The organism is Paenibacillus sp. p3-SID1389 (genome assembly GCF_025151705.1).
GTDB lineage: Bacteria > Bacillota > Bacilli > Paenibacillales > Paenibacillaceae > Fontibacillus > Fontibacillus phoenicis.
In genome coordinates this window covers 65,726-82,461 of sequence record NZ_JALXVO010000018.1, presented here as the reverse complement: position 1 = coordinate 82,461, position 16,736 = coordinate 65,726, and the positions used below count along the sequence as shown (strand labels likewise).

The following is a 16,736-nucleotide window of genomic DNA, read 5'->3' as shown; positions in this document are numbered from 1 at the left end:
AAGTACGAATTTACTCGCCTCCTGATCCTCCTGGACAATGAAACTGATATTGAACCACGTCTTACCGACCTGTTTTCTTACTTTCTCTTGTTTTCGAAAAAAGCTGTTCGCTTTGAAGCTTAACAATCAAACTTTCTCTGTATGATATAATGTATTAATCACAATGTTTGTGACCATATCCTTATTTAAGGAGATGATTCTTATGTCTATAAGCAAAAAAGAACTTAATGAATTAATTGATAAACTTTCTGATCAAGACATTCCACTTGTAGCTGATTTGGTTAAACGCCTTATTCATCCTGCTGATCATCATATCCCGTATGACGACGAACCGCTAACAGATGAAGATATTCAAGCAGTTAATGAGGCTCGTCAAGAATTCCTTGAAGGTAAAACCATAAAATTCAAGGATATTAATCATGAGTTACAAAATTGAATTATCTAAAAGAGCATATAAATACCTAAAGAAGCTCGATCCTAATACGAAACGACGATTATCTCTTCATATTGAATTACTCGCTGAAAACCCTCTAAACCCTGAGCTTGACATAAAAAAATTGCAGGGTGAGACTTCTTTATATCGACTTCGGGTAGGAACTTAATACAATTGAAGACGACCAATTAATTATCGTAGTCATCAACATAGCTACGCGTGGCGATGTACTTTGACAAATCGAACCAGCCCTTATGATGGGCTGGTTCGTTTGTTATCTGACTATCTTTTTGCAGTATTCGCATATTTTCCGTTCGAGTCCACCAGCGAACATGGAAAAATCCATTAAAAACGACTATTCTCAGAAATTTGATGATCCCCTATGTTAAAATAGTCGCAATAACCCACACCCCGAGGTGAACCCATGATTACAATCAGACCGCTGCAACCCCATGAGTTCGATTTCTTCACGGATATGCACTACGAGTCGATTCATATCCCTCAGGGGAAGCCGCCGAAGGATGAGCTATTGAATGCGCCGCATCTGAAGAAGTATCACGAAGGTTGGGGGCGAAAAGGAGACCGAGCTTTCGTCGCCGTGAAGGACGATCAACTTGCGGGGCGGTATGGTATAGACTGTTCGACGAAACGAATCCAGGGTATGGCTACGTCGATAACGAGACGCGGAACTCGGGATCGCTATACATCCGGATTTTCGAGGGATGGGAATCGGGAGGATTTTAATGAATGAAATCATCAAGCAAGCAGCGCTTGACGGATACCGTTCGCTGTCCCTAAGCGTTGACCCAACCAATACTCCTGCCGTGGAACTCTATCAGAAATTAGGCTTTACCTACTTTGGGATCTCCGGAACCTCCTGGACAATGAAACTTGATATAGATCCAAAAACGAAACCCACGCCTTAATCCAAGACGTGGGTTTCTCTTGCTCCCTTATTTCAACTTCCACAAAGCAGGCACATTCCAAGGCTCCCAGCCCGGAAGAGATGTATGGGCTTGGATGCAGATATAAATGCTGCCGTTGTAGGATACTTGGTCGTTGACGTTATAGGATACCCAAGGTTGCCAAGGTTGGGCTTCGCCCGGAGAGCTGGACGGCGCGGTTGTCCCTTGGACAATAGCTCCTGAGGAGACGTTGCCGGCAGCATCTTTCGCTGTGACGGTAAAAATATACGTCGTGTTCGGGGACAATCCGCTAATGGTTGCCGTGGTATTCGTCGCATTCACGCTGCTGGAACCATAGGAGATGGTATAACCAACAACGCCCACATTATCAGTGGAAGCCGCCCACTCCAGAGTAATACTGTTTGGCGTAACCGCGGTGACCCGAAGCTGAGTTGGGGCGGTTGGCGGCGTTGTGTCGGGAGTTGGATTGGGGTCCGGATCTGGACCTGGCCCTGGGTTCGTCCCCAAATTGTCTAAATACGCACGATGAGACCGAGAAAATTCAAAGTTCGCCGCCTTGTCCCAGTTGATCGACCAGGTCATCAACCCTTTAAAGCCGGGATAACCTTGCGGTTGACGTAAGGTATAGCTTCCGCCAAACGATTGGCCTTTAATCAGGTAATCCAATGCCTTGTGTACATTAGCTGGCGTCGTATAACCTCCCCCCGCCGCCGCTTGCGTCGCCGGAAGGCCGATGAGCAGTTGGTCCGGGCGAAGAGCCGGGAACTTATAATTCGCATTGCCGCCGACATTAAATCCTTGCAGCAGCATTTCAGCCATAGCCACTTGGAAGTCTGCCGTGCCTTGAACATAAGTCTTGCCGTCAAGCGCGGTCATCGGACCGGAGTTATAATGCTGCACATGGAGATAATCCAGTTGATCCCGGACGGCGTAAATGACCGGCAGATAAGCGCCCCAAGGACCGCCATAGGCTACATAACCGCCCTGAACATAAGCCGTCTCCGGCGCCATGGTTAACATGAAGTCCGGACCATAGCTGTTCAAAATTTCACGTACAGCGGAAATCAAATTCACGATTCTCGGCGTCGTCGGATTTCGAAAATCCACATCTCCCCCGTTTAAGGATAAAGAGCTTCCTTCAAGATCAATGTCCAGTCCATTTAAACCGTAAGTATCGATAATACTCTTCATCGTCTGAACAAAAGTTTGCCGCGCTTGCTCCGTAGACAGGTCCACGGTTCCATTGGCGCCGCCCACGGAAATGAGGACCTTTTTGCCCTTCCCTTGCAGCTCACGGATATCCGCCTTGAAGTCGTTGACGGAAGCATTATACGGCGTAAATGCCATATTCCCGCTGGTGGGTCCTCCAATCGGTTCAGCGAACGCAACCTGAATGACATCAAAATCCGGTGAAACATCCCGCAGCCGAATATTCGTAGAACCGTTATCGAAATTATGCCAATATCCTACGAGTATTCGCTCTCCTGCTGCTCCAACCTGCTTGCCGTCAACATACGCTAAGATTGAAAGCAGCGGAACTACGAGAGCTAAGGCAAGCAACCAAATCTTTGTCCTCCATAAAAATCTGGCCTGAACCATAAATCTTCCTCCTTCGCTTGAATCGTCAATCTCCCAAATACCATAAAATGTGAGATTGCAATAGATATCTTATTTAACATATTCATCCATATTTCCTGCTAGATTTTGTATATTTTTTATAGATTTTGAGAATGAATAGACTTAAGACTTTGAGGATTGCGGCGAAACGAGGAAAATAAGAGAGAAAACCTAGGATTTGACAGTTTTGGCGCCTTGATATAATATGAAATTACATCCTTATTTTGCCATCTATGATGACATAAGGATGGTAGTTGATCCCACAATTTGAGGGCGCTGCTTTCCTGATCCTCCCTATCAGGAACAACCCCGTAATCTTCAGATGAAGATTGCGGGGTTCTTTGTTTTTTAGCGGCGGGAAAGGAGGAACCGAACGATCCTACAGCGGTTGGCTTGAAGTTCAAATGATGTCTATGTTCGAACAGTAGAATAAGCTGGAAAGGTGGTTTGATCTATGAAACCGTTTTTAAAAAAATCTATTATCACACTGCTTGCTTCCACCTGTCTCTTTACAGCATGGCTCATCCCCTCAATCGCCGTACCTACGGTAAGCGCCGCTCCCGATACGTCGGTTCTTAACAAACAGGGCTTCTCAACCGATGTAATCTATCAAATCGTGACCGACCGCTTCGCGGATGGAGATCCTTCCAACAATCCATCCGGCGCGGCCTATTCTCCCGGCTGTACGAATCTGAAGCTTTATTGCGGGGGAGACTGGCGGGGAATCATTAACAAGATTAACGAGGGTTATTTTGCCGGAATGGGTGTAAGCGCTTTATGGATCTCTCAACCGGTCGAAAATATTTACAGCGTCATCGACTACTCCGGTGTCAACAGCACATCCTATCACGGGTATTGGGCTCGCGACTTCAAACGGACGAATCCGGCGTTTGGCAGCATGAGCGATTTTCAGGAGCTCATCAACACGGCACATGCCCACAATATCAAGATCATTATTGATTTCGCACCTAACCACACCTCCCCTGCTTCGGAGACACAACCTTCCTTCGCCGAGAACGGTCGGCTGTACGATAATGGCAACCTGATCGCTGGGTACACGGGGGACACCAACGGAATTTTCCATCATAATCAGGGCACGAATTTCTCCTCGCTCGAGGATGGCATCTATCGGAATCTTTATGATCTGGCCGACATCAATCACCACAACAACGTAACGGATACTTACTTCAAGGACGCGATTAAGCTCTGGCTGAATATGGGGATCGATGGCATCCGGGTGGATGCGGTGAAGCATATGCCGGAGGGCTGGCAGAAAAACTGGGTCGCTTCGATCGCAGGGTATAAACCGGTGTTTACCTTTGGGGAATGGTTCCTTGGCGTTGGCGAAAATGATCCGAACAACATCCGATTCGCCAATGAATCCGGGATGAGTCTGCTCGACTTCCAATTTGGGCAAAAGGTCCGGCAGGTCTTCCGCGACAATTCAGATAATATGTACGGTTTAAATAACATGCTAACCACAACAGCAGCTAACTACAAACATATTCATGACCAAGTCACGTTTATCGACAACCATGATATGGATCGTTTTAAGCTGGGTAATAATGACCGTCGCTTGGAGCAAGCGTTGGCCTTCACGCTGATGTCACGCGGCGTTCCGGCCATCTATTACGGGACGGAGCAATATATGACGGGTAACGGGGATCCGGCCAACCGTGGTTTTATGAGTGGATTTTCAACTTCAACCACCGCCTATCAGGTCATCGGCAAGCTGGCACCGCTTCGCAAATCGAATCCGGCACTGGCATATGGAAGTACGCAGGAACGCTGGATCAATAATGATGTATTTATCTTCGAGCGTAAGTTCGGCAGCAGCGTAGCGCTAGTCGCAATTAACCGCAGCACAACCAACGCCACCTCGATCACCGGCTTGCAGACCTCCCTTCCGGCCGGTACTTACGCAGACGAGTTGAGCGGACTGCTTAACGGCGGCAGTATTACGGTAAGTTCCACGGGAGCCGTCTCCGCCTTTAACCTGCCTGCAGGGGCCGTCGCCGTATGGCAATTTGCAGCGAACGAGTCCGCACCGGTGATTGGCAATATCGGAACGGACCTGGGCAAAGCAGGCACGACGCTGACGATTGATGGCCGAGGCTTTGGCAGTACGAAAGGGACGGTCTTCTTTGGCACGACGGCAGTCACCGGCAGCCAGATTTTGCAGTGGGAAGATTCCCAGATCCAAGTGACGGTTCCGGCAATCACCCCAGGGCAATATAACATCAAAGTCCGCAGCGCTTCCTCCGTAGACAGCAACAGCTACAGCAGCTTTAACCTGCTGACAGGGGATCAAGTCTCGGTCCGTTTCATCATCAACAATGCCAACACACAATTAGGCGAAAATGTCTACCTTACAGGCAACATCGCCGAACTTGGCAACTGGGATCCGAACAAAGCGATGGGTCCGTTCTTTAATCAGATCATCAGGACGTATCCGACCTGGTACTACGATGTTAGCGTGCCAGCCGGAACAACCTTGGAGTTCAAGTTTATTAAAAAGAACGGGACAGCCGTGACCTGGGAAGGCGGCGCGAACCACAGCTTCACAACGCCAACGAGTGGTGTCGGCACGGTTGAGGTCAACTGGCAGCCATAAGAAGCATTGAAAACGAGCAGCCTTGGATCATTCCTTGGCTGCTCGTTCTTTATCTGCTCATTTATTTCTCTTCAATTACCTGCCGATGGTTCTCCTCCTTCCGCTGCACATGGCTTACCCCCCAACTGTGCATTGCGTCTAGAAGCGGCTCCAGACTTCTTCCACACTCCGTAATCGAATACTCTACACGGGGCGGAACCTCGGGATAGACGATCCGTTCGATGATTCCCTCTTCCTCCAATTCACGCAGCTTCTGAGTCAGCATTTTTTGTGAAATGTCTGGCAGCTTGCGCTTTAAGTCGCTGAATCTTTTCGTACCTTCTTGCAGTAACACCAACAAAATCACCGGCTTCCACTTTCCCACCAAAATTTCCAAAGCGTCACCGACGCGACAAAGCTCAGGTATCTTCTCCATAGCACAACCTCCTTGGTTTCTTATAAGTAACTATACCACTAAAAAGTGCGTACTTACTATATTTTCGTAAGCAAATTATAATTAGTGCATAGACAACATCTACATCACCAAAAAACAAGGGGTGAATTTTCGTGAACCAATACCGTATTGATCCCAGCAAAGGCCTGGAGTTTGGCATATACACCTTGGGCGATCATTTGCCCGATCCGAATAATGGACAACGAATTTCAGCCCAAGAACGAATTCGGCAAATCATCGAGTACGCCAAGCTTGCTGAGCAAGCGGGACTGGACTTTTTCAGTGTCGGAGAAAGCCACCAGGAATATTTCGCAACCCAAGCGCACACAGTGGTGCTTGCCGCTATTGCTCAAGCCACGAGCAAAATCAAGCTCGGCAGCACCTCCACCATCATTAGCACTTCGGATCCGGTGCGCGTGTATGAAGATTTTTCCACGATCGACCTCATCTCGGGCGGCCGGGTAGAAATCGTGGCAGGGCGCGCCTCCAGAGTTGGACTATTTGATTTGTTAGGTTACGATGTTCACGATTACGAGGAATTATTCGAAGAGAAATTCGATCTTCTTCGGTTGATCAATGAACAACAGATCGTCAACTGGAGCGGAGAGTTTCGCGCCCCATTACGAAATGCCAAGATCATCCCTCGTCCGCAAAGCGGCTCCCTGCCGATTTGGCGAGCGGTTGGGGGAAGTCCGGCCAGCGCGATTAAAGCCGGTTACGCCGGCGTTCCGATGGTAATGGCGCATTTGGGTGGTCCTGCTTCCGCCTTTAAACGGACGGTGGATATGTATCGGGAAGCCGCCAGAGAGGCGGGACACAACCCGGACGAGCTGCCCATCGCCACTGCAGGCTTTTTCTACGCAGCCGAAACCTCGCAACAGGCACTACAGGAGCTGTATCCTTACATCAACGAGGGCATGAAGAAAACGAATGGACAAGGCTTCCATCGGCAACTCTTCATGCAAGGCGGCGACCCGCATCACATCATCAATGCCGGCAGCCCTCAACAGATCATCGAGAAAATCCTGTATCAACATGAATTGTTCGGACATCAGCGTTATGTCGCCCAAATCGATTTTGGCGGTATGCCGTTTGATCAGATCAAACGGAACCTCGAACTGATCGGCACGGAAATCTTGCCAGCCATCCGCAAATACACGAAAAAATCCGAAGGAGGTAAATAAGATGAAAGTCGTAGGATTATCAGGCACCATCGTAGGCTCCAAAACCAGAACAGCCGTTGATTACACACTTAAAACGATAGCGGACAAGTACCCCGGTACGGAAACGACGCTGATCGATCTGGCTGAGTATCAAGTTCAATTTAGCGACGGTCGTAACTTCTTGGATTATGAAGGCGATACTGGAATGATCACGAGAGCGATCATGGACACCGACGTCCTAGTCATCGGAACTCCGATATTCCAGGCTTCGATTCCGGGAACGCTAAAGAACATTTTCGATCTGCTTCCGCAATATGCTCTTAAAGACAAGGTGGTCAGTATCGTGGCTACCGCAGGCTCTTCCCGCCACTTCCTCGTTCCTGAACAGCAACTTAAACCGATACTAACTTATTTGAAGGCACAATTAGTGCAGAACTATGTGTTTATCGAGGAACAAGATTTCTACCGCAAAGAGATTGTGAACGACGACGTTAAATTCCGGATTGAGCGTTTAGCCGAGGATACCCTGATGTTGGCGGAAACCTATGCACAAATCCGAGAGGTTACTTATGTCGAGTAAATATAGCTAACTTGTATTGATTACCGACGCTGAATTAGCTAATATAATACTAAACATTAGCTAATTCGAGGTGAAGATCATGCGGGTATCTTCAACGGACATGCAGAACAATTTCGGTAAATATTTAAAGTTTGCGGAAGTTGGCGAGGAAATTATCGTTACACGAAACGGGAAGGACGTAGCTAAATTAAACGCGATCGCCGAAGCAAGTGAGTCTGTACTGAGGGAGAGAGCAGCGAGCTATCACGCCGGAGGAGAATGGGTATCTTACCAAGATTTCCTTGAGCTGACGGAGACATCGGAACAACGTTACGAATTGATCGATGGTGTCGTGTATAATCTTGCCTCTCCCTCTTTCAATCATCAACTAGCCGTAACTGAACTCCATGGCACGTTTTATACTTGGTTTAAAGGCAAGCCATGTACGCCTCTAACCTCCCCATTGGATATCACGTTGGAGAAAGAGGAGAATAACATTTGTGTCGTACAACCCGATCTCGTGGTCATTTGCGATAAAGATCGAATCGACGCCAACGGTAAATATATGGGAACTCCCCAACTGGTCGTTGAAGTGTTGTCCCCTTCCACGCGGAGTAAGGACATGATCAAGAAGCTGGACTTGTATAGCGTATGTGGAGTTAAGGAATACTGGATTGTAGATCCGATGAAAAAAATCGTGATGGTCTACTCACTAGCAGACGGCGACATTACGGATATGACCGTATTTTCGAATACGGGGGATGTGCAGGTGACTTCGCAGCTCTACCCAGGCTTGCAAGTCTTGATCCCGGATTTGTTTGCGTAAATTTAAAGCGCATGAAAAAGGCTGACGAGTCATCGCCAGCCTTTATTGATATTTAATCCAGGCTTGCCGTGTTTGCCAGCGAAAGCGCCTCTTCCTTGCGTTTCTTGGCATACTCTGCTGTAGCTGTAAACAGCACGTCGGAGGAAGAATTCAGCGCCGTTTCGCATGAATCCTGCACGACCCCGATAATAAAACCTACCCCTACAACTTGCATCGCGATGTCATTCGAAATTCCGAACAAGCTGCATGCCAGAGGAATCAGCAACAACGAACCGCCGGCCACACCGGAAGCGCCAGCTGCGGAGATCGCCGACAATACGCTGAGGATCACCGCCGTACCGAAATCCACCTGGATGCCTAATGTGTTGACGGCCGCCAGCGTCAGGACCGAAATCGTAACCGCCGCACCCGCCATATTGATCGTCGCTCCCAATGGGATGGATACCGAATAAGTATCCTTATTCAGTCCCAATTTTTCGCTGAGACGCATATTCACAGGGATATTCGCCGCCGAGCTGCGGGTGAAGAACGCCGTGATTCCACTCTCTTTCAAACAAGTGAACACGAGCGGATACGGATTACGGCGAATATTGATGTAGACGATCAGCGGATTGACGATCAACGCGATAAACAGCATGCAACCCACCAAGACAACTAACAGCTTCCCGTAATCCAGCAACGAGTCAAGTCCGCTTACCGTAATGGACTCAAACACGAGCCCCAGAATCCCGAACGGTGCCAATTGAATTACCCACTTGACGATTTGCGAAACGGCGTCGGAGGCTTGCGTGAGCAGGCTTTTGGTCTGATCTCCCGCGCCTTTCAACGCTAAACCAAGCAGGATCGCCCAAGCCAAAATGCCGATATAATTGGCATTCATCAAGGCATTAACTGGATTATCCACCACATTTAGCAGCAGCCCTTTAAGAACTTCGACGATTCCTCCTGGCGGAGTTAAGCCTTCGGTTGCCCCTGCCAAGGACAAGCTGACTGGAAATAGGAAACAGGCGGCCACGGCGCTTGCTCCAGCCAAAAACGTACTGATTCCGTACAACACAAGAATCGACTTCATGTTCGTTTGCCGCCCTTTTTGATGGTTCGCGATCGCGGCCATCACCAGCAGCAGCACCAGAACTGGCGCCACAGCCTTTAATGCGGATACGAACAGCGTTCCCAGAAGCGCGATGCCGCTGGCTTGTGGTACGATCAACGCCAGGAGGATCCCCACCACCAAGCCTACAAGAATTCGCTTCACAAGACTCATTTCATTCCATTTCAGTATGATTGCCTTCATGTTTCTCCCCCGTATGTTTAGGATGTCGCATCAATGCATAGCGATAGTATACCACGCATTACGGACATCTGTCCTCCTGGTGGAAACATTTGTGCAATACTTTTCACAGATTGTTAGCAGTTGCGGGAGCAATGGCCAGCTCAAGACGGTAGTTCTCCAATTGGATTTCCGTCTCTCGTCCTAACATGATTTGGGCCAGCTGCGCGCCGATATACGGTCCCATCGTTAATCCCGAAGACCCTAGACCGTTAGCCGCATAGATCCCCTTCCATCCAGGCAACGCTCCGAAGACCGGGAGAAATCCCGGTGTGAACGGACGAAACCCAACTCTCGCTTCCAAAAAGCCGCCGTCCGCTAGTCCCGGCGCCACCGTCAGCGCCTTGTTGATCACCTCTTGCAAGCCGCCCGCCGTCACGCGGGTGTCATAGCCGGGCGGATCGTTTTCGTGTGTTGCGCCAATCACGATCCGGCTGTCGTCGAACGCCAGGATGTACTGATCTCCCGGCGGCATCACGACAGGCCAACGCTCGGTTGCAGCGTCTGGCAGCGCCAAATGAACGATCTGGGCTTTCTGGTAAGTCACCTGGAAGTCCAAGCCCAGCGGAGTGAGTAGTTGACGCGCCCATGCCCCGGCGCAAACGGCAACCGCATCGGCGCCAATCTCTTCCGTGCCAACACGCACGCCAGCCACGGCCGAGCCGTCATGCAAAAGCGAAGCCTCGCCGCGGACCAACACCGCCCCATGCCGAACCGCTGCCCTCAGGAGCGATTCGCGGAGCGCACGTCCGTCGACGCGGGCGGCACCGCTCACATACAGAGCGTAGAACCCCTCATCCAGCGGCGGGAACCGCCGCTTCACTTCGTCCGGTTCGAGCAATCGAATCTCGCCCATCTCCGGGGCTTCTCGTCTACGCTCCACCGCCAGCTTCTCCAAGGCAACAAGCTTTTCGCGTTCCCGATGGAGGCGAAGTGCTCCCACGCGAGCATAACCCGTATCGCGCTCTCCTTCCGCCTCCAGTTCCTTGATCAGGGACTCGTAATAATGCGCGCCTGATTTGGCCAAGCTATACCAAGCTTTATTTCGCCGTTGCGAGATCCACGGACAAATAATTCCGGCCGCAGCGTCGGTCGCTTGTCCCGGTATCCCGCGGTCAACGACCGTCACCTCGGCTCCCAGCTTCGCTAACTGATATGCTGTTGATGCACCGAGAATCCCGGAGCCGATTACAATCATCTTTTTCACGTTATAGCCTCCCTTGCATCCATTATAGTTTAAGTTGAAACCATCATGGCATACCTGCGTAACAACCAATATGGCTCTAAAAATAAGGAGGACTCACATATGATTATGACCACCACCCCATCCATTGAAGGATCGCCGGTAAAACGTTACCTCGGAATCGTTACCGGAGAAGTCATCATGGGCGCTAACGTCGTTCGCGATTTTCTAGCTTCGATCACCGATATCGTAGGCGGCCGTTCCGGAGCTTACGAGAACAAGCTTCAGGAAGCCAGAGACACCGCCTTTGCAGAAATGTCTGACCAAGCTGCACGTCTCGGCGCAAACGCCATTATCGGTGTCGATATCGATTATGAGGTCATTCGCGAAGGCATGCTGATGGTATCCGTCAGCGGAACCGCCGTCGTCGTATAAATCTTTCTCGTTTATCCTCGGATAAAAAGCCAAAAACCCGCAACAATGCGGGTTTTTGTGTTTCTTTTGAGATGGTCCATCTTGGTTATAAAGATTTAGTCATAAATACGCTGTTCGGATCCTCGATATAGTCCGCAAAGGGACCGCAAAACGTAAACCCAAAGCTTTCGTACAATTTACGGGCCGGAGCAAAAGCCTCCATCGAACCCGTCTCTAAGCTGATCCGCCGATAACCGCGCCGCGCGGCTTCTTCAAGAATATGCGCCAGCACTTGCTTGGCAACGCCTTTCCCCCGGTGCGGCAGAGCGGTTCGCATCGATTTGACCTCACCGTGCTCGCGGTTCAGTTCCTTAAGTGCACCGCATCCCGCGAGCTCGCCATCGATCCAAGCGCTCCAGAACGTGACGTCCGGCTGCTTCAATCCGTCTATATTTAACGCGTGGATGCTTTCGGGTGGAGAGGTTTCCGCCATGTTCGCTAGATGCTCGCCAATAAATGCTCTGATTTCAGGTCCGCTTAAATCATCCAATTTGATGGTTAACAACCGGCCCCCTCCCTGCCCGTACAAACTCTCTTTACTTCGCTTGAATGTATCCTTCTGCTTTCAGCAGTTCAGCAATCAACACCGCACCGCCTGCGGCTCCGCGCAGTGTATTGTGCGACAGGCCAACGAACTTATAGTCGTACAGCGAATCTTCGCGCAGACGTCCGACGGAAACCCCCATCCCTTGCTCAATGTCGCGATCGAGCTTGGTTTGTGGACGATTTTCTTCTTCAAAATACGTGATGAATTGCTTTGGAGCGCTTGGCAGCCCCAGCTCTTGCGGACGGCCTTTGAATTGCGCCCAGCGCTGCAGGATTTCTTCCTTCGACGGCTTCTTCTTAAATGATACGAATACGGTAGCCAAGTGACCGTCCGTCACCGGAACGCGGATGCACTGAGTTGTGATAATTGGAGAACTTGCTTTGACGATCTGTCCGCCCTCCACATGCCCCCAAATACGTAGCGGCTCCTGCTCGCTCTTCTCTTCCTCGCCGCCGATATAAGGAATCACGTTATCCAGCATTTCCGGCCAATCGGTAAAGTTCTTACCTGCCCCGGAAATCGCCTGATACGTCGATGCCACAACGGTCGTCGGTTCAAAATCAAGCAAAGCGTTTAACGCCGGCACATAGCTCTGGATCGAGCAATTTGGCTTCACAGCAATGAATCCGGTGTTCGTGCCAAGGCGTTTGCGTTGGGCTGCGATCACTTCGATATGCTGCGGGTTCACTTCTGGAATCACCATCGGCACGTCCGGTGTCCAGCGGTGCGCCGAGTTATTGGAGATGACCGGAGTGCCGGTTTTCGCATAGGCTTCCTCCAACGCTTGGATTTCCGCCTTCTTCATATCCACTGCGCAGAACACGAAGTCCACGTTCGCCGTAACTTCCTCAACCTTGGCCGCATCCTGTACGACGATGGATTTCACGGCTTCAGGCATCGGCGTAGCCATTTTCCAACGTCCTTGGACGGACTCTTCATAGGTTTTGCCTGCGGAATTGGCGCTGGCTGCAATCGCAGTAACCTCAAACCAAGGATGTTGATCCAGCAGCTGTACGAAGCGTTGCCCTACCATTCCTGTTCCACCAACGATGCCTACTTTCAACTTTTGACCCATTTCTAACATCCAGTCCTTTCCCTGTGAGTATTGGAATTATCGTCATAAAAAAATCCCGCCTCCAAGACGAGACTTCCATCTTGGGGGCGAGATTGGTATGCTCGCGGTACCACCCCAGCTTCGTTAATATGTCGCCATATTAACCTCTTCAAGTACAGCCTGGCGCTGCCAAGCGTATACCCTAGCTCTATAACAGGAGCTCCTGTCACACCATCCCGCCGCTTACACGTTCCGATGTGCTGCTCAGAGGCTTTCTTCAGTAAAGTCACGCTTTGCTCCTTCTCAGCGTACCGGAGCTCTCTGGAAAGGTTCTCTTTACTTACTCTTCTCGTCATCGCATTTACATGTTGCGATAATATTACCAGATTCCTGCCAGAACGTAAACTGGTTTCAAGAAATTTTCAGGTTTACCTAGTTGTCCTTTTCATCGATCCGTATGACGCAATATCTGATTGAAGACTTGCCTGTCCTCAGCGACATCGAAGTAACGGTAGCCGTACCCGCACCAGTTCGTGAGGTTTACCTCGCGCCGCAGGGAATGAAACTCCCCTTCCATCAGGAAAATGGCCGCGTCCATTACACCCTGCCGCCGTGGTCCTGTCATCAAATGGTTGTGCTGCAGTTTTAGCGCACGCTGAACGCAAAAAGAGCCTTGAACCGCTGGGTTCAAGGCTTTACTTTATTGCCTGGCTCTATTTACCGCAGCGCCGCCAATACCTCTTCCGTAGACCGAATCTTGCCGATGCGTGGGAAGATATAGCGGCAGACGTAGTCATGCTCCTCTTTTGTTGATGCCGTCATGGCATCCTCGACGAAGATTTGATGGTACCCATGCTGAAACGCTTCGCGCGCGGTCGTGTCCACCCCGATGGAGGTGGAGATGCCGCAGAGCACGATCGTATCGATGCCCCGCCGCCGCAGCTGCAGATCCAGATCTGTGCCGTAAAAAGCACCCCATTGGCGTTTCGTCACGACATGGGTCCCTTGAATATTGGCCAGTTCTGGCACGATTTCATCCCAACCTTCAGGGTAAGCGCCTGGACTGAGATGACCGTCGGTATCAGGCTTGAGCATATCCTTGCCATCCAACGTAGATACGCGGACAAGCACCACAAATCCGCCTTCTTCGGCAAATGCCTGGGCCAACCGGCTCGCGTTTCTTACGACTTCCGCACTGTCGTACGGCGCACTTTGTCGGGACGGATGGCAAATCCCTTGCTGCAAATCGATAAGCACGAGTGCGGTTTTTTCCGCAAGGATCATCGTGTTCGTTTCGGGTTGGATCATTTCCATCATTTCTGCTGAACTTCCCTTCTCTTGTATACTTTACAGAGCTGCCGAATGGCTGGGCTCCCGCAGCTTTTTATACACCTTTGCATATACCCAAGCTGCGTTAATCAGGAGCAACACGCTGGTCAGCAGGAAGACATACGGGATGCCAAACCAAGCCGCAACTTGACCGCCCAGCACCGAACCGGCGAATACTCCCAAGTAGCCAGCCGCCATACTTAATCCAAATACCCGGCCGGTTAGATGCTCCGGGGTAATTTTCTTAATGAGGGTGTTCACCGAGGGATTGAGTCCCCCTGCAGCAGCTCCCAGCAGGAACCGAAGCCCCATCAACTCCCAGGGATTGCGTGCCATCGCCTGCGGGACAAACAAGATCCCCGAGACCAAGAGCGCTGCCAGCATCACTTTATGAGCGCCAATCCGGTCGGACAGCTTCCCTAGCTTTGGCGCTGCCCAAATATTAGCCAACCCGGATGCCGAGAAAATCATACCGGCCAACATCGCCACATGGCTGCTGTTACGGGAGATTTCATTCACGTACACGGTAAGGACCGGCTCCACCGAATACATGGCGACACTCAGCATAAAGAACGTGGCGAACAGCGTCACCGTCAAGCTTTTTTCCGGAAGCGCGCCCCATACTTCCTTCATGCCCGCCACCTTCACTTCCGAACGCACAAACGTCTCTTTCACGAACAACAGCGTCATGATGAAGGCGATCAGCATCAGTCCGCCAGTTAAGAAAAAGGTCTCTTGAAGCCCGGCGTGTTCAGCGATAAATCCACCGATCGTTGGACCTAGCAGCGAGCCGGCGATATTGGACGTAGACAAGAGCCCTAGTGCCCAGCCGGCGTGCTCCTTGTCCGTTTGCGTCGCAATCAGCGTCGTGCAAGCGGTGCTGTAGCCGGTAATGATGCCTTGCAGGAACCGAAGGGCGATCAGCATGTGGACATTGGTGACAAACCCCATGCACCCAATGATAATCGCCATCCCCAGGCTGGCCCGTAAGAGCATCGGTTTCCGGCCAAATTTATCAGCCGCAAGCCCCCAAATCGGCGAGAAAATCGCCGAGACGATAAACGTGATGCCAAAGGCCAGTCCCGAATACCGGGACACCGCATCGGCCTGATCCACTCCCAGCTCCTTGATGTAAAGCGGCAGGATTGGTGCAAGCTGGCTCATGCCCACGCCTGTCACAAACATGCCGAACCAGCAAACGATCAAATTTCTTTTCCAAATCGGCATAACCTTAAGCCTTCCTTCTGTAACCCCCCTGTTCCCTGCGCGCGCAGATGAACAATAAGATGAACATTCTTGCAGGACAATATTAACGCGAAGGTTAGCTTTACTCCATGCATTATCTTAAACTCCATGGACGATTTTGCTGTAATATTCCGATGGGCTCATCCCTTCGGTCCGTTTAAAAATTCGACTGAAGTAGAATTCGTCAGCGAAACCGAGCTCCAACGCGATTTCTTTGATTTTTTTATCACTTTCTAGAATCAGCTCTTTGGCTTTATCGATCTTCAGTTTGTTAAAGTACTCAATGACGGTAAATCCGGTCGTCTGTTTAAAAGCCCGCGACAGATAATACGTGGACAAATGCACCAGATCCGACAACTCCGCCAACGTAAGCCGCTCGCCAAGATGCTCGCGCATATACTGAATCACTTTCTCGATTTTGAGCGCAACCGCGTGGTTCTGATTTTGTCTTTTCACATGGACCAAGATTTCATACAGCAGTTGCTCCAGCCCGGCTCTCGTCAGCAGCTCATACCCCGGCAGTTTAGCGAACCAGGCTGCCGCCAGCCGGCGAAAGGCATCCTCAACCAAATAACCGTTCTGCAAAATCTGCATGGGCGGAAGCGGCAAGCGCTCGGTTTCCTGCCCGATGGACCAGGCCCCGTCATCAAAGCGGATGCCCGCATAACTATAGTGGACGGAATAGAAACAGATTGGATCCGCTTCATCCATCTGAATGTGATGGGGTAACCCCGCGTGGATATAAAATAACATGCCTTCTTGAACGAGATGCTTCTTGCGGTTCAACGTAATACTGCCCTTTCCTCCGGTGACGAGCAGCAATTCGTGGTGCGTAAGCGTTCGACGGATATGATTTCTTAGCTGCTTACCGTCATTCGGCTGCTTACTATTGCAATAATGGATATGAAAATGTAAATGGTTCAGGTTCATGACCGCTCGCCTCCTGATCGAGACTTCCGCTGCAGAACGCAGCTACTGCGATTAGACCATACGGACGGGCAAA

The 16,736-nt window shown here is 50.4% G+C and carries 18 protein-coding genes and 1 other annotated feature; of the genes, 9 read left to right on the top strand and 9 right to left on the bottom strand.

Annotated features, from left to right (window positions below):
- The first annotated feature begins 202 nt into the window (after positions 1 to 202).
- The 3 genes from M3G15_RS10005 (at position 203) to M3G15_RS09995 (ending at position 1,359) form a co-directional block, all read left to right on the top strand.
- Entirely contained in the window at positions 203 to 436 is a 234-nt protein-coding gene (locus tag M3G15_RS10005) for a hypothetical protein (RefSeq protein WP_260070793.1), read from the top strand.
- A gap of 421 nt (positions 437 to 857) precedes the next feature.
- Complete coding sequence (locus tag M3G15_RS10000; protein ID WP_260070792.1) at positions 858 to 1,184, top strand: cupredoxin domain-containing protein; 327 nt, start codon at positions 858 to 860, stop codon at positions 1,182 to 1,184.
- Positions 1,177 to 1,359, top strand: a complete 183-nt coding sequence (locus M3G15_RS09995) for a GNAT family N-acetyltransferase (RefSeq protein ID WP_260070791.1) — start codon at positions 1,177 to 1,179, stop codon at positions 1,357 to 1,359. The genes M3G15_RS10000 and M3G15_RS09995 overlap by 8 nt, the downstream gene beginning before the upstream one ends.
- 27 nt (positions 1,360 to 1,386) lie before the next feature.
- On the opposite strand, the gene M3G15_RS09990 is transcribed toward M3G15_RS09995, so the two are convergent.
- Positions 1,387 to 2,958: a carbohydrate-binding protein gene (locus M3G15_RS09990; protein WP_260070790.1), complete on the bottom strand. Its 1,572-nt coding sequence runs from the start codon at positions 2,956 to 2,958 to the stop codon at positions 1,387 to 1,389.
- A gap of 472 nt (positions 2,959 to 3,430) precedes the next feature.
- Between M3G15_RS09990 and M3G15_RS09985 the strand changes: the two genes are divergently transcribed.
- Positions 3,431 to 5,590: an alpha-amylase family glycosyl hydrolase gene (locus tag M3G15_RS09985; protein ID WP_260070789.1), complete on the top strand. Its 2,160-nt coding sequence runs from the start codon at positions 3,431 to 3,433 to the stop codon at positions 5,588 to 5,590.
- Positions 5,591 to 5,651: 61 nt separating this feature from the next.
- On the opposite strand, the gene M3G15_RS09980 is transcribed toward M3G15_RS09985, so the two are convergent.
- The gene (locus M3G15_RS09980; protein ID WP_009226006.1) at positions 5,652 to 6,005 is read right to left on the bottom strand and encodes a winged helix-turn-helix transcriptional regulator; all 354 of its coding nucleotides are present in this window, start codon (positions 6,003 to 6,005) and stop codon (positions 5,652 to 5,654) included.
- Between the two features lie 131 nt (positions 6,006 to 6,136).
- On the opposite strand from M3G15_RS09980, the gene M3G15_RS09975 reads away from it, so the two are divergent.
- The 3 genes from M3G15_RS09975 (at position 6,137) to M3G15_RS09965 (ending at position 8,571) form a co-directional block, all read left to right on the top strand.
- A complete protein-coding gene (locus M3G15_RS09975; RefSeq protein WP_260070788.1) occupies positions 6,137 to 7,207 on the top strand; it encodes an LLM class flavin-dependent oxidoreductase in 1,071 nt (356 codons plus the stop codon).
- A 1-nt stretch (position 7,208) separates the two neighbouring features.
- Positions 7,209 to 7,766, top strand: coding sequence for an NADPH-dependent FMN reductase (locus tag M3G15_RS09970; RefSeq protein WP_009226004.1), 558 nt, complete (start codon positions 7,209 to 7,211; stop codon positions 7,764 to 7,766).
- Positions 7,767 to 7,845: 79 nt separating this feature from the next.
- A complete protein-coding gene (locus tag M3G15_RS09965) occupies positions 7,846 to 8,571 on the top strand; it encodes a type II toxin-antitoxin system prevent-host-death family antitoxin (protein WP_009226003.1) in 726 nt (241 codons plus the stop codon).
- Between the two features lie 52 nt (positions 8,572 to 8,623).
- Here M3G15_RS09965 and sstT read toward each other — a convergent pair whose 3' ends face one another.
- The gene (gene sstT, locus M3G15_RS09960; protein ID WP_260070787.1) at positions 8,624 to 9,865 is read right to left on the bottom strand and encodes a serine/threonine transporter SstT; all 1,242 of its coding nucleotides are present in this window, start codon (positions 9,863 to 9,865) and stop codon (positions 8,624 to 8,626) included.
- A 103-nt stretch (positions 9,866 to 9,968) separates the two neighbouring features.
- The gene (locus M3G15_RS09955) at positions 9,969 to 11,108 is read right to left on the bottom strand and encodes an NAD(P)/FAD-dependent oxidoreductase (protein ID WP_009226001.1); all 1,140 of its coding nucleotides are present in this window, start codon (positions 11,106 to 11,108) and stop codon (positions 9,969 to 9,971) included.
- A 99-nt stretch (positions 11,109 to 11,207) separates the two neighbouring features.
- On the opposite strand from M3G15_RS09955, the gene M3G15_RS09950 reads away from it, so the two are divergent.
- Complete coding sequence (locus M3G15_RS09950; protein WP_260070786.1) at positions 11,208 to 11,519, top strand: YbjQ family protein; 312 nt, start codon at positions 11,208 to 11,210, stop codon at positions 11,517 to 11,519.
- Positions 11,520 to 11,604: 85 nt separating this feature from the next.
- On the opposite strand, the gene M3G15_RS09945 is transcribed toward M3G15_RS09950, so the two are convergent.
- Positions 11,605 to 12,063, bottom strand: a complete 459-nt coding sequence (locus M3G15_RS09945; protein WP_260070785.1) for a GNAT family N-acetyltransferase — start codon at positions 12,061 to 12,063, stop codon at positions 11,605 to 11,607.
- Between the two features lie 31 nt (positions 12,064 to 12,094).
- Positions 12,095 to 13,180 carry an aspartate-semialdehyde dehydrogenase gene (asd, locus tag M3G15_RS09940; protein WP_009225998.1) on the bottom strand — a complete coding sequence of 362 codons (1,086 nt, stop codon included), beginning with the start codon at positions 13,178 to 13,180 and terminating at the stop codon, positions 12,095 to 12,097.
- Positions 13,181 to 13,259: 79 nt separating this feature from the next.
- Positions 13,260 to 13,524, bottom strand: a binding site (T-box leader).
- A 71-nt stretch (positions 13,525 to 13,595) separates the two neighbouring features.
- On the opposite strand from asd, the gene M3G15_RS09935 reads away from it, so the two are divergent.
- Complete coding sequence (locus M3G15_RS09935) at positions 13,596 to 13,808, top strand: hypothetical protein (protein ID WP_260070784.1); 213 nt, start codon at positions 13,596 to 13,598, stop codon at positions 13,806 to 13,808.
- A 68-nt stretch (positions 13,809 to 13,876) separates the two neighbouring features.
- Here M3G15_RS09935 and M3G15_RS09930 read toward each other — a convergent pair whose 3' ends face one another.
- The 3 genes from M3G15_RS09930 to M3G15_RS09920 all read right to left on the bottom strand — a co-directional run bounded on the left by M3G15_RS09930 (position 13,877) and on the right by M3G15_RS09920 (position 16,663).
- The gene (locus M3G15_RS09930; RefSeq protein WP_260070795.1) at positions 13,877 to 14,473 is read right to left on the bottom strand and encodes a hydrolase; all 597 of its coding nucleotides are present in this window, start codon (positions 14,471 to 14,473) and stop codon (positions 13,877 to 13,879) included.
- A 33-nt stretch (positions 14,474 to 14,506) separates the two neighbouring features.
- On the bottom strand, positions 14,507 to 15,715 hold the full coding sequence (locus M3G15_RS09925; protein WP_260070783.1) for a multidrug efflux MFS transporter: 1,209 nt from the start codon (positions 15,713 to 15,715) through the stop codon (positions 14,507 to 14,509).
- Between the two features lie 117 nt (positions 15,716 to 15,832).
- Positions 15,833 to 16,663 carry a helix-turn-helix transcriptional regulator gene (locus M3G15_RS09920; protein WP_260070781.1) on the bottom strand — a complete coding sequence of 277 codons (831 nt, stop codon included), beginning with the start codon at positions 16,661 to 16,663 and terminating at the stop codon, positions 15,833 to 15,835.
- Positions 16,664 to 16,736 lie beyond the last annotated feature (73 nt).